A 12,636-nucleotide genomic window follows, 5' to 3' on the forward strand; every position below is an offset into this window, starting at 1 on the left:
CCTGACGATGAACACTGAATTTCGCAAACCGCTCCCCGGCAGCCGCCTGGATTTCTTCGACGCCCGTGCGGCTGTCGAGGCAATCACCCCCGGCGCCTACGCCACGCTGCCCTACACTTCGCGCGTGCTCGCCGAGAACCTGGTGCGCCGTTGCGACCCGGCCACCCTCGACGCGTCCCTGAGCCAACTGATCGAGCGCAAGCGCGACCTCGACTTCCCGTGGTTCCCCGCCCGCGTGGTGTGCCATGACATCCTCGGCCAGACCGCTCTGGTCGACCTCGCCGGCCTGCGCGATGCCATCGCCCAGCAAGGCGGCGACCCGGCGCAGGTCAACCCGGTGGTGCCCACCCAGCTGATCGTCGACCATTCACTGGCCGTCGAGGCCGGTGGCTTTGACCCGCAAGCCTTCGAAAAAAACCGCGCCATTGAAGACCGTCGCAACGAAGACCGCTTCCACTTTATCGAGTGGACCAAAAAGGCCTTCAAGAACGTTGATGTGATCCCGCCGGGCAACGGCATCATGCACCAGATCAATCTGGAGAAAATGTCCCCGGTGATTCAAGTGCGTGACGGCGTGGCCTTCCCGGATACCTGTGTCGGCACCGACAGCCATACGCCTCACGTAGACGCCCTGGGGGTGATCGCCATCGGCGTCGGTGGCCTGGAAGCCGAGAGCGTGATGCTCGGCCGCGCGTCGTGGATGCGCCTGCCGGAAAGCGTGGGCGTGGAATTGACCGGCAAGCTGCAACCGGGCATCACCGCCACCGATATGGTGCTGGCGCTCACCGAATTCCTGCGCCAGCAGAAGGTGGTCGGCGCCTGGCTGGAGTTCTTCGGCGAAGGGGCGTCGGCACTCACTTTGGGTGACCGTGCCACCATCTCCAACATGGCCCCGGAGTACGGCGCCACCGCCGCGATGTTCTACATCGACGCGCAAACCATCGCTTACCTCAAACTCACCGGCCGCGAAGACGAACAAGTCGCCTTGGTCGAGCAATACGCACGTCACACCGGCCTGTGGGCGGACGACCTGAAAGGCGCGCAGTACGAGCGCAGCCTGAGCTTCGACCTCTCCAGCGTCGTGCGCAACATGGCCGGCCCGAGCAACCCCCATGCCCGCCTGGCCACCCGCGACCTGGCGTCAAAAGGCATCGCTGGCCAATGGGATGACGTGCCGGGGCAAATGCCCGACGGCGCGGTGATCATCGCCGCCATCACCAGCTGCACCAACACCAGCAACCCGCGCAACGTGATCGCCGCCGGCCTGTTGGCACGCAACGCCAACAAGCTGGGGCTGACCCGCAAGCCGTGGGTCAAGTCGTCTTTGGCGCCGGGCTCGAAAACCGTGGCCATGTACCTGGAAGAAGCCGGCCTGGGCCATGAGCTGGAAAAACTCGGTTTTGGCGTGGTGGCCTTTGCCTGCACCACCTGCAACGGCATGTCCGGCGCGCTCGACCCGGTGATCCAGCAAGAGATCATCGACCGCGACCTGTACGCCACCGCAGTGTTGTCGGGTAACCGCAACTTTGACGGGCGCATTCACCCTTACGCCAAGCAAGCCTTCCTGGCGTCGCCGCCGCTGGTGGTGGCCTATGCGATTGCCGGCACCATCCGTTTCGACATCGAGAAGGACGTGCTCGGCCTGGATGCCGACGGCAAGGAAATCCGCCTGCAAGACATCTGGCCGAGCGATGAAGAGATCGACGCGGTGGTCAAGGCTTCGGTAAAACCCGAGCAATTCCGTGCGGTGTATATCCCGATGTTCGCCATTCACGAAGACACCGGGCCCAAGGTCACGCCGCTGTACGACTGGCGCCCACAAAGCACCTATATCCGCCGCCCGCCGTACTGGGAAGGCGCGCTGGCCGGTGCACGACCGCTCAAGGGCATGCGCCCGCTGGCGGTGCTGCCGGACAACATCACCACCGACCACTTGTCGCCGTCCAACGCGATCATGCTGGACAGCGCCGCCGGTGAATACCTGGCGAAAATGGGCTTGCCCGAGGTCGACTTCAACTCCTACGCCACCCACAGGGGCGACCATTTGACGGCGCAGCGCGCCACCTTCGCCAACCCGAAACTGTTCAACGAAATGGTGCAGGAAAACGGCAAGGTCAAGCAGGGCTCTCTTGCGCGTATCGAGCCGGAAGGCAAGGTCACGCGGATGTGGGAAGCCATCGAGACTTACATGGAGCGCAAGCAACCGCTGATCATCATCGCCGGCGCCGACTATGGCCAAGGTTCGTCCCGCGACTGGGCGGCCAAGGGCGTACGCCTGGCCGGTGTGGAAGCGATTGCCGCCGAAGGCTTCGAGCGCATCCACCGCACCAACCTGGTGGGCATGGGCGTGTTGCCCCTGGAGTTCCTGCCAGGCACCGACCGCCACACCCTGCAAATCGACGGCAGTGAAACCTATGACGTGGTCGGCGAGCGCACCCCGCGTGCGCAACTGACCCTGGTGATCAACCGCAAGAATGGCGAACGTGTCGAGGTGCCAGTGACCTGCCGCCTGGACACCGCCGAAGAAGTGTCGATCTACGAAGCCGGTGGCGTGTTGCAACGTTTCGCCCAGGACTTCCTGGAATCAAAGGCGACCGCCTGAAGAGGATAACCATGGCACACGTAGCGCAAATCAAAATCCCCGCCACCTACATGCGTGGCGGCACCAGCAAGGGCGTGTTCTTCAGCCTCCAGGACCTGCCCGCCGCGGCGCAGGTGCCGGGCCCTGCACGCGACGCCTTGTTGCTGCGGGTGATTGGCAGCCCCGACCCCTATGACAAGCAGATCGACGGCATGGGGGGTGCCACCTCGAGCACCAGCAAGACCGTGATCCTGGCCAAAAGCAGCCGCGCCGATCACGACGTGGATTACCTGTTCGGCCAGGTCTCCATCGACAAGCCATTTGTCGATTGGAGCGGCAACTGCGGCAACCTGTCGGCGGCGGTGGGTTCGTTCGCCATCAGTGCTGGCCTGGTCGATGCGGCCCGCGTACCCCATAACGGCGTGGCCGTGGTGCGGGTGTGGCAGGCCAATATCGGCAAGACCATCATCGCCCACGTGCCAATCACTGACGGCGCGGTGCAGGAAACCGGCGACTTTGAACTGGACGGCGTGACCTTCCCGGCTGCCGAAGTGCAGTTGGAATTCATGGACCCCGCGGCGGAAGAAGAGGGCGGTGGTGGCTCGATGTTCCCCACTGGCAACCTCGTCGACGACCTGGAGGTACCCGGCGTCGGTACCTTCAAGGCCACGTTGATCAACGCCGGTATCCCGACGATTTTCATCAACGCCCAGGACTTGGGCTACACCGGTACCGAGCTGCAAGGCGCGATCAACAGCGACCCCAAGGCCCTGGCGATGTTCGAGACCGTGCGGGCGTATGGCGCGTTGCGCATGGGCCTGATCAAACACCTGGACGAAGCCGCCCAGCGCCAGCACACGCCCAAGGTGGCATTCGTGGCCAAACCTGCCGATTACGTGGCCTCCAGCGGCAAGGCGATCAAGGCCGGCGATGTGGACCTGCTGGTGCGCGCCTTGTCGATGGGCAAACTTCACCACGCGATGATGGGCACCGCGGCGGTAGCGATTGGCACCGCCGCGGCGATTTCCGGCACCTTGGTCAACCTGGCGGCGGGCGGCGTAGAGCGCAATGCCGTGCGCTTCGGGCACCCGTCCGGCACTTTGCGCGTAGGCGCCGAGGCCAGCCAGGTGGACGGTGAATGGGTGGTGAAGAAAGCCATCATGAGCCGCAGCGCACGGGTGTTAATGGAAGGCTATGTGCGCATCCCCGGCGACGCTTTCTAGCTTGATCGTTCCCACGCTCCGCGTGGGAACGCCGCCTGGGACGCTCTGCGTCCTGCTGTGACGCAGAGCGTCACGGGATGCATTCCCACGCGGAGCGTGGGAACGATCAAACCCTGACCCTGAGGATGGAACAACCAACTTTTAGGAGAACCGCCATGAGCGCCAACGTCGACCAGAACAACCGTCCCGACTACGACCCGGTGTTGCAGGACATCGCCGACTACGTCCTCAACTACCGCATCGACTCCCAGGACGCCCTGGATACCGCCCGCAACTGCCTGATGGACACCCTCGGCTGTGGCCTGCTGGCCCTGCGCTTCCCCGAGTGCACCAAGCACCTGGGGCCGATGGTAGAGGGTACCGTGGTGCCGTTTGGCGCACGGGTGCCGGGCACTTCGTTCCGCCTGGACCCGGTCAAGGCCGCCTGGGATATCGGTTGCATCGTGCGCTGGCTCGACTACAACGACACCTGGCTCGCTGCTGAATGGGGCCACCCTTCGGACAACCTGGGCGGCATCCTCGCCGTGGCCGATCACCTGTCGCAAAAGCGCCTGGCCAATGGCGACGCGCCGTTGACCGTGCGTGCAGTGCTGGAAGCGATGATCATGGCCCACGAAATCCAAGGTGTGATTGCCTTGGAAAACTCCTTCAACCGGGTAGGCCTCGACCATGTGTTGCTGGTGAAAGTCGCTACCACGGCGGTCACCGCCAAGCTGATGGGCGCCAACCGCGAGCAACTGCTATCGGCGTTGTCACACGCTTTTGTCGATGGCCAGGCGCTGCGCACCTATCGCCATGCACCGAATGCCGGCTCGCGCAAATCCTGGGCCGCAGGCGATGCATCGAGCCGCGGCTTACGCCTGGCAGACATCGCCTTGCGTGGCGAAATGGGCATCCCCGGTGTATTGAGTGCGCCGCAGTGGGGCTTCTACGACGTGCTGTTCAGCCACACCAACAAGGACTTGGCGCTCAAGCCCGAGGATAAGCGCGCGTTCAGCCTGCCCCAACCCTACGGCACCTACGTGATGGAGAACGTGCTGTTCAAGATCAGCTTCCCGGCCGAGTTTCACGCGCAAACTGCCTGTGAAGCGGCAGTCGCCCTGCACCCGCTGGTCAAGCATCGCCTGCATGAAATCGACCGCATCGTGATCACTACTCACGAGTCGGCGATTCGCATTATTTCCAAGGTCGGCCCATTGGCCAACGCCGCCGATCGCGACCACTGCCTGCAATACATGACCGCCGTGCCCTTGGCGTTCGGCAATCTGGTGGCCGAGCAGTATGAAGATGATTTCCACGCGGCCCACCCGATCATCGATGAGCTGCGCGACAAGATGGTCGTCATCGAAGACCCGCGCTACAGCCGCGAATACCTGGAGGCCGACAAGCGCTCGATTGCCAACGCGGTGCAGGTGTTTTTCACGGATGGCACCTGCACCGAGCAGGTGGTGGTGGAGTACCCGATTGGCCATCGCCGCCGTCGGGTGGACGGCATTCCACTGCTGGAAGACAAGTTCAAGGCCAACCTGGCCACGCGGTTCACCGCGCAACGCAGCGCTGAGATTGTCGCCCTGTGCAAGGACCAGGCGCGGCTTGAGGCGACACCTGTGAACCGTTTCATGGACCTGTTCACGATCTGAAAAACAGCACGGTCGCTGTGGGAGCTGGCTTGCCTGCGATAGCGGTGTGTCAGCCCCACATGAATTGACTGGATGTCAGCTATCGCAGGCAAGCCAGCTCCCACAGTTGACTGAAGTTTCTGCTTCAGAATCTATTCAAACCGCAGTATCACCCGGCGGTTGTGCTTGCTCTTTTTCTCGATCTTTTCGCAGAACACCCGGCCGATTTCCTCGGTATTGAGCACATGGGTGCCGCCGCAGGGCTGGATATCGATGCCGGGGATTTCAATCACCCGGACCGAACCGGAGACCACCGGCGGCGCAACCGCCTGGGTGCGGGTGATCTGCAGCAGGGTCGCGTACTCGGTGGCGGGCATCGACAGAGTTTTGACCGCGTGGGCTTGTTCGATAAGGGCGTTGAGGTCTTGGGTGAGGCGGTCTTTGTCCAAGGTCATTTCTGGCAGGTCGAAATCCAGGCGGCCTTTATCTGCGCTGATGCTGCAACCGGTCACGGGCGCGTCGATGAGCGAACACAGCAAGTGCAGGCAAGTGTGCATCTTCATGTGCTGGTAGCGCCGCTCCCAATCCAGCCCAGCGTCGACCTGGACGCCAGCGGCCAACTGTTCGGGGTAGTGGTCCACCTGGTGCCAGATGATCGAGCGCAACACCGGGTCGCGCACGGTGCCGGTCACTTGCACCCGTGTGCCATCGGCCAGAGTGAGGTGACCGGTATCGCCTGGTTGCCCGCCGCCGGTGGGGTAGAACAGGGTGTGCTCCAGGGCGATACCCTGTTCGCTGATGGCAATCACCCGGGCGCTGAAGGCGTTCTGGTAGGGCGCGCTGTCAAACAGCGCCAGGGTTTCCATGGTATGCACGGACATGTTCAACCTCCGACGATCAATGGGGTGGCTTGCAAGAGGTGGCGCACCAGTGCGCTCAAGCCAGGGGGAGAGAGCAGGGTGATTTCAAATTCCGGCCCGCATACCTTCAGGTTCAGCGGCAGGCGTGGCAGTTGTTCGCCGGTGTCGAGGCGACGCAGACGAAACTGCAGGTGATGCCGCTCTTTCACCGTGGGTTCAAGCATCAGCCCTTGCAGCGGATGAAAGTCGGCGTCCAGCACGGTGACCTTGTGGCCGACACTCACTTCGCCCACCACGTGCAAGCGCTCATCCAGGGCAAAGGCGCCGAGGTAGTTGCTGTGGTCCGATTCATCGTTTTTTTGCAGTTGGATCTGGTTGACCACCTTGACCTTGGTGCCTGCCGGCACGTCTTGGGTAATCACGCAGGAGGGGCTGATAAACACGTTATCGCCGATCGAAACATAGCCCAGCACCCGGGCGCCGGCGCCGACTTCGACGTTGTTGCCCAGGCGCGGGTGGCGTTTGCCGTCCGGGTTGTTGGCAATACCGCGCGCACCCAGGGTCACGCCGCAGAGGATGTAGCAGTCGTTGCCGATCACGCAGGTTTCGCCGATGACGGTGCCGTAGCCATGGTCCAGCACAAAGCGGCGGCCGATGCGCGCTGCCGGGTGAATCTCGGCACCGGAGAGGATCTTGCCCTGGTTACTCAGCTTGAGGGCCATGCGCGAAAAATCGCCGTTGTCTGCGCCCTGGAAATGCCAGACCAGGTGCGCAAGGCGGTAGAACAGCACGGCCTTGAACGAGGCGTAGGATTCCAGGATCAACTCACCGCGCCCACGGGACGCGGGGTCGCGATAGGCATAGGCAATCAGGTCCTCGGCCACCGCCTGGGCGGCGTTCTGAATCAACGGCGCCAGGTGCGGCTCCAGCTGCTTCATCTGTCTGGGCGTGAGGGTGGTGATGAGGTGGGTGAGCAACTCATCGTGCAGCTGTTGCATGTCGATAAAGCCCCCCATGGAGACACCCCCGTATGTTGGATGGTTAAAAACCCGGTTACTCGAAACTGGGCAGGTAGCTGTCGGCATTGTCGTAGACCATGGTCAACACCACCGTTTCAGGCGGCAGTTCGGGGGCGAGTTGGGCGATGGCGACCATGTTAGCGGCCGAAGACAGCCCCAGGCTGATGGCATCGGTGCGCATGATGCGTTTGATCATGTCCAGGCAATCGGCGTGCGACACCTTGAGCATGCCGTCGATCACGTCCAGGTTGAGGATGCTGGGGATCAGGCCGATCGACAGGCCCTGGATCCCGTGCGCCGCGTGCCGGTCTTTGAGCAGGTCGCATTCTTCCGGTTCTACGCCCATCACTCGCAGCGCGGGCCAGGCGGCCTTGAGGGTTTCGCCGATACCGGTGATATGGCCCCCGGTGCCAATGCCGCTGACGAAGTAGTCCACGTGCTGTTCACCGAAGGCGCGAAGGATTTCCGGAGCGGTGGTGTCGCGGTGGGTTTGGGGGTTGGCGCCATTGCGTTGCTGGTTGAGCATCACGTAGTTGGGGTTTTCCAACTGCAGCTCCATGCACTTTTCGCCGTGGGAGTTATTGCCCAGGCGGCTATCGGACAGCACTACCCTCGCACCGTACAGACGCAGCAGCTTCTGTTTTTCCGGGCTGTAGTTGTCAGGGATCACCAGCACCACTTTGTAGCCCAGCACATTGCCGGCCATCACCAGGCCAATGCCGGTGTTGCCGCCACTGGGTTCGATGATGGTCTGCCCGGAATCACGGATCAGCACACCGCGGCGCTCGGCATCCAGGATCATGCCCAGGGCGATGCGCGCCTTGTGGCTGCCACCGGGGTTGAGCGACTCCAGCTTGGCGTAGACCTCGATGCCGAGGTCTTCGGAAAACTGGGCCAGACGCACGATCGGCGTCTGGCCGATCACGTCGAGAATGGAGTTATGCAGCATCAGTACGTCCCCACTCTCAGTACAGCGGCATGTCAGGTTCGACGTCGCGAACCCAATGTTTCATGCCGCCCTGCAGGACTTTGGTGTTGGCAAAGCCAGCGGCCAACAGGGTGCTGGCGGCTTGCTCGGCGCGGGTGCCTGCGTAGCAGATCAGGTAGTGGGTGTTGTCGCGGCTCAGACTGGCGAGCTGCCCATCCAGTTCTGCCAGCGGGATATGCACCACGCCCGGTAATTTGCACACTTCCAGTTCGCTGGCGTCACGCACGTCCAGCAATACATCGGCGCTGCTAGGGTGTTCGAGCACTTGCTTGAGTACCTGGGGCTTGATGTAGCGTTCCGCGGCCAGGGAGGGCTGGCTCGGTAAGGCATCGGCGCAGGTGGCCGGCGCGACGGTTTCGCTGTGGCGCAGGTCCGAGCAGCAGGGGCAGTCAGCGCGGCGCTTGAAGCGGATCTCGCTGAACTTCATCGCCAGCGCGTCGAAGCGCATCAAGCGGCCGGACAAGGGTTCGCCAATGCCGATCAGTAATTTGATCGCCTCGGTGGCCTGGATCATACCGACCACGCCCGGCAACACGCCGATCACACCGCCCGCGCTGCAATTGGGCGCCAGCTCTGCGGGTGGGGCCTTGGGGAACAGGCAGCGATAGCACGGCCCACCTTTATAATTGAGCACGCTGATCTGCCCGTCGAAACGGTAGATGGCGCCGTACACCAAGGGTTTACCCAGCTGCACACAGGCGTCGTTGACCAGGTAGCGGGTGTCGAAATTGTCGGTGCCGTCGATCACCAGGTCATAGGCGCCCACCAGTGCCAGGGCGTTGTCGCTGTTGAGCGCGGTGTTGTACGCGTTGATCTGGATATGCGGATTGAGGTCCAGCAGGCGCTGCTTGGCGGACTCGACCTTGGGCATGCCCAGGGTGCTGTTGCCATGCACGATCTGGCGTTGCAGGTTGCTGCTTTCCACCACATCAAAGTCCACCAGCCCCAGGGTGCCGATGCCGGCCGCCGCCAGGTACAGGCTGATGGGCGAGCCCAGGCCGCCGGTACCGATGATCAGCACCTTGGCTTTCTTCAGGTTCAATTGGCCTTCGCGGCCGACGCCTGGCAGGGTGATGTGGCGCACATAGCGCTGCACTTCTTCGTTGCTCAGGGCATCGATGTCCATGCCACCTGAAGTGGCGAGCAACACTTCGATCCGGGCTTTTGCTGGCAGGGGTTCATCGGCGTCGATCAACGCCTCCTCGGCGGTAAACAGGAAGTGTTCCTTGAGCTGGTCGTTCTTTTCATGGAACAGGTGCTGACGCAATTGGGGGTGATGGGTGCAGAGATTTTCAATGACTTCGCGCAATGTCGATCCGGCGCCCTCAAGGGTCGATTCCGGCAGCTTGGCCACGCGAACCAGAATGTCGGGGAAAGAGACAGCGTTCATGGACAACTCCGTGTGCAGGTCGTTGAAAGGTTGAAGGGAGAAATGCTTGCCATCCCAGGCAAACAGCTTGGAGCCCAGGGCCTGGCCCTGGCGGACATCCACCACCAAGTAGCTGACGGGGAAGATCGGCTCGCCCAGGAACAGTGCCTTGTCCTGGTCTTCGTCACTGAAATAGGCGCCCACATCCGGGTGTGAGTGGTAAATCACTACCACCGGGTTGTCACTGCGAAACGCCTTGTTCATCAGCAGGGTGTCGGCCACCGAAAAGGTGTAGCCATTGGCCGCGCTGCGTGGGTACATCTCGGGGTTCTTGCGGTGCAGTTCATTCTGGATATTGCTGCCCAGGTACACGCTGCCGTCGGCGAAGACGAAACCACAGCACTCCTCGGGGTAGCTGCGGCTGGCGTGGGCGTAGATCTGTTCCAGGGCGGTGGGGCGGAGGACGTCCATGTTTCTCTCGCGTTGATTGAGGGTCACTTTTTCTTGGCCATGAGTTTTTCAATCGGCAACTTGGTGATCGCAAAGCCGGCCAGCAGGATCGCCGAGTACAGCATCAGGTCGCGGGAAATTTCCACGCCTTCGTACCAGGCACCGATGATGACCGCGAACACCGGGAAGATGATGAACACGAACGACAGGATGATCGGGCTCAGGCGCTTGAGCAGCATGAAATACACAATGAACCCGCCCACCGAGGCCACCAGCCCCAGGTAGAACAGCGCGCTCCAGGAGCGCAGGGTAATGGCGTCGAACGTCGGTGTTTCAAACCACAGGCCGGCCAGGAACAGCATCAGCCCGGCAATGCCGATGGGCAGGGTGTTGTAGGTGATGACGCTGATGGCGCTGCCTTTTTGCTTGGTAATGACATAGCACAAGGCGTGCATGATCGCGGCGCTCAGAATGGCCAGTACCCCGAAGAACTCGGCGTGGTCCAGGTGCAGGCCCTGGCTCTTGATGATCATGTAAAGGCTGCCGAAACCGATGCCGATGCCGACCACCTGGGAAAAATAGATGCGCTCGCGCAGGAACAGCGCCGAGAAGATCAGGATGAATACCGGCATGCAACTGAACAGCAGGGCGGTGAGGCCCGACGACACATGCATTTCGCCGTAGTTGAGCAAATAGTAGGGAACGCTGAAGTAAGACAGGGTCACAAACACGAAGAACCAGCGGCTTTCCCGGGGAAACAGGATCGGCTCACGGCGCACCATGGCAAAACACAGGAACAGCGGAAACGCGATGAGAAAGCGCAGGCCGGCGGATGTCAGCGGCGGCACGCTCTCGACGGCGATCTTGATGCCCAGCCACGTGGTGCCCCAACTCAGGCACACGATCAGGAACATCACGCTGGTCACCAGCCCGGCGAGCCACTGTTTTTGCGTTTTTGTTTTTGCAGTGTTTTCGAGAACGGCGGACATTGGCATCGTTTATTGCTTCCCTGAGCCGGAATTGAACTCTATATTGAACTTGTAATGAGTTATGTTTATCGGCGATTGAACCCGTAAAAGCACACTATTAGGGCGAAAGATGGCTGTCAAAACAAATATTGACATGGTGTCAATTATGCGTGAGGGCTTGTCCAACGGGCAGGGCGTGAAGTACAAGCGCCTGTCCGATGTGATGGAACGGGGCATCCTCGAAGGCTTGATTGAACCGGGACGAAAACTGCCGCCCCATCGGGTGCTTTCCGACAATTTAGGCGTGACCATCGGCACCATCAGCCGGGCTTACGGTGAATTGGAGCGCCTGGGCCTGGTGGTTGCACGGGTGGGTGACGGCACCTTCGTGCGCAAACGTGGGATGGAGCGCCAGCGTGATGAGGGCTTTCGTAATTTCAGCGAGGAGCCGCGCCAGTACTTCGACATGAGCCGCAACATGCACATTCCCGGGCAAGAGACGGTGTTTCTCGCCCAGAGCTTTCAAACCCTGTCGAATAATGCCAAGTTCCTCCAGGACATCAGCGCCTACACCCCCGACGCCGGCCTGCCGCGTTACCGTGAAGCGGGCGCGCAGTGGCTGGTGCAGCGCGAGTTTCATCCGATTCCCGAGCAGGTCATCTGCGTCAACGGCGGTCAGCATGGCTTGCTGTGCGCGATGATGGCGCTGCTGCGTGCTGGCGATACGGTGGTCACCGAGCAGTTGACTTATCCCGGGCTGATTACCGCTGCGCGTATGCTGGGGGTGCGGCTGATCGGCCTGGAGATGGACGAGGAAGGTGTGCTGCCCACGGCGCTGGATGAGGTCTGTCGCAATCACCGGATTTCGGCGTTGTATTGCACGCCGACTATCCAGAATCCGACCACCGCCGTGTTGTCGGTGGCGCGCCGCGAAGCCTTGGCCAGGGTGTGTCGCGAACATAACCTGCTGATTCTGGAGGACGAAGCCCACGGTGTGCTGGTGGAGGACCGTCCGCCGCCCCTCAGCTACTTCGCGCCTGAGCGTACGATCTTGATCAGCAGCCTGAGCAAGGCGGTGTCGGCTGGTTTGCGGGTGGGCTACGTGCATGCGCCGCCGGCGCTGGTCAGTCGCATCTCGGCGGCGCTACGTTCGACCTGCTGGATGGCCACACCTGTGACTCTGGAGTTGGCGACCCAGTGGATTGAAAACGGCACGGCGGAATATTTGTTGCGTCAGCAGATCAACGAGATCAGCCGCCGCAAGACGTTAGTCGAAGATTTATTGAACGGCTTGGCCTATCGCACCCACCTCAACAGCCCGCACTTCTGGATCGAAGTACCGGAGCCCTGGCGGGCCTCGGAAATCGAGGCGGAGCTCAAACAGAACAATTACCTGATCGCCACCGCCGAGGCTTTTGCCGTGGGGCAGACGGCGGTGCCGCAGTTTATTCGGGCGAGTATCTGCAACACGTCGGGCGATGATCAGTTATTGCGCGAGGGGTTTGACGCGCTGGCGACGGCGCTGGGGCAGGGGGGCGGGCGGTTTCATCTGTAAATCC

Annotated in this window: 9 protein-coding genes; 4 read left to right on the forward strand and 5 right to left on the reverse strand. The window is 61.8% G+C overall.

Features of this window, described 5'->3' with window-relative positions; translation table 11 throughout:
• The first annotated feature begins 7 nt into the window (after positions 1 to 7).
• The 3 genes from acnD to prpD all read left to right on the forward strand — a co-directional run bounded on the left by acnD (position 8) and on the right by prpD (position 5,444).
• On the forward strand, positions 8 to 2,602 hold the full coding sequence (gene acnD / locus BMH52_RS10910; protein WP_019820558.1) for a Fe/S-dependent 2-methylisocitrate dehydratase AcnD: 2,595 nt from the start codon (positions 8 to 10) through the stop codon (positions 2,600 to 2,602).
• An 11-nt stretch (positions 2,603 to 2,613) separates the two neighbouring features.
• A complete protein-coding gene (gene prpF, locus BMH52_RS10915) occupies positions 2,614 to 3,804 on the forward strand; it encodes a 2-methylaconitate cis-trans isomerase PrpF (RefSeq protein WP_020302624.1) in 1,191 nt (396 codons plus the stop codon).
• 155 nt (positions 3,805 to 3,959) lie between these two features.
• A complete protein-coding gene (gene prpD / locus BMH52_RS10920) occupies positions 3,960 to 5,444 on the forward strand; it encodes a 2-methylcitrate dehydratase (RefSeq protein ID WP_073843689.1) in 1,485 nt (494 codons plus the stop codon).
• A 131-nt stretch (positions 5,445 to 5,575) separates the two neighbouring features.
• Here the strand turns inward: prpD and BMH52_RS10925 are convergent, their stop codons facing one another.
• From BMH52_RS10925 to BMH52_RS10945, 5 genes are read right to left on the reverse strand one after another with little or no spacing between them, the layout of a single operon-like run.
• The gene (locus tag BMH52_RS10925) at positions 5,576 to 6,304 is read right to left on the reverse strand and encodes an alanyl-tRNA editing protein (protein WP_014719495.1); all 729 of its coding nucleotides are present in this window, start codon (positions 6,302 to 6,304) and stop codon (positions 5,576 to 5,578) included.
• Positions 6,305 to 6,306: 2 nt separating this feature from the next.
• Positions 6,307 to 7,299 (reverse strand): serine O-acetyltransferase, encoded by a 993-nt coding sequence (locus BMH52_RS10930; protein WP_072433653.1) that lies wholly within the window; start codon positions 7,297 to 7,299, stop codon positions 6,307 to 6,309.
• Positions 7,300 to 7,336: 37 nt separating this feature from the next.
• Positions 7,337 to 8,251 carry a PLP-dependent cysteine synthase family protein gene (locus BMH52_RS10935; protein ID WP_073843691.1) on the reverse strand — a complete coding sequence of 305 codons (915 nt, stop codon included), beginning with the start codon at positions 8,249 to 8,251 and terminating at the stop codon, positions 7,337 to 7,339.
• A gap of 16 nt (positions 8,252 to 8,267) precedes the next feature.
• A complete protein-coding gene (gene moeB / locus BMH52_RS10940) occupies positions 8,268 to 10,130 on the reverse strand; it encodes a molybdopterin-synthase adenylyltransferase MoeB (protein WP_073843693.1) in 1,863 nt (620 codons plus the stop codon).
• Between the two features lie 23 nt (positions 10,131 to 10,153).
• Positions 10,154 to 11,098, reverse strand: coding sequence for a DMT family transporter (locus BMH52_RS10945; RefSeq protein WP_019820549.1), 945 nt, complete (start codon positions 11,096 to 11,098; stop codon positions 10,154 to 10,156).
• A gap of 109 nt (positions 11,099 to 11,207) precedes the next feature.
• Between BMH52_RS10945 and BMH52_RS10950 the strand changes: the two genes are divergently transcribed.
• On the forward strand, positions 11,208 to 12,632 hold the full coding sequence (locus BMH52_RS10950) for a PLP-dependent aminotransferase family protein (protein ID WP_014719490.1): 1,425 nt from the start codon (positions 11,208 to 11,210) through the stop codon (positions 12,630 to 12,632).
• Positions 12,633 to 12,636: the final 4 nt, after the last annotated feature.

It is taken from the genome of Pseudomonas sp. BTN1, from assembly GCF_001907715.1.
GTDB lineage: Bacteria > Pseudomonadota > Gammaproteobacteria > Pseudomonadales > Pseudomonadaceae > Aquipseudomonas > Aquipseudomonas paracarnis.

Bases quoted from the DNA above. Each gene is read 5' to 3' on its own strand.
- acnD (WP_019820558.1), top strand. From the start codon at position 8: ATGAACACTGAATTTCGCAAACCGCTCCCCGGCAGCCGCCTGGATTTC.
- prpF (WP_020302624.1), top strand. From the start codon at position 2,614: ATGGCACACGTAGCGCAAATCAAAATCCCCGCCACCTACATGCGTGGC.
- prpD (WP_073843689.1), top strand. From the start codon at position 3,960: ATGAGCGCCAACGTCGACCAGAACAACCGTCCCGACTACGACCCGGTG.
- BMH52_RS10925 (WP_014719495.1), bottom strand. From the start codon at position 6,304: ATGTCCGTGCATACCATGGAAACCCTGGCGCTGTTTGACAGCGCGCCC.
- BMH52_RS10930 (WP_072433653.1), bottom strand. From the start codon at position 7,299: ATGGGGGGCTTTATCGACATGCAACAGCTGCACGATGAGTTGCTCACC.
- BMH52_RS10935 (WP_073843691.1), bottom strand. From the start codon at position 8,251: ATGCTGCATAACTCCATTCTCGACGTGATCGGCCAGACGCCGATCGTG.
- moeB (WP_073843693.1), bottom strand. From the start codon at position 10,130: ATGGACGTCCTCCGCCCCACCGCCCTGGAACAGATCTACGCCCACGCC.
- BMH52_RS10945 (WP_019820549.1), bottom strand. From the start codon at position 11,098: ATGTCCGCCGTTCTCGAAAACACTGCAAAAACAAAAACGCAAAAACAG.
- BMH52_RS10950 (WP_014719490.1), top strand. From the start codon at position 11,208: ATGGCTGTCAAAACAAATATTGACATGGTGTCAATTATGCGTGAGGGC.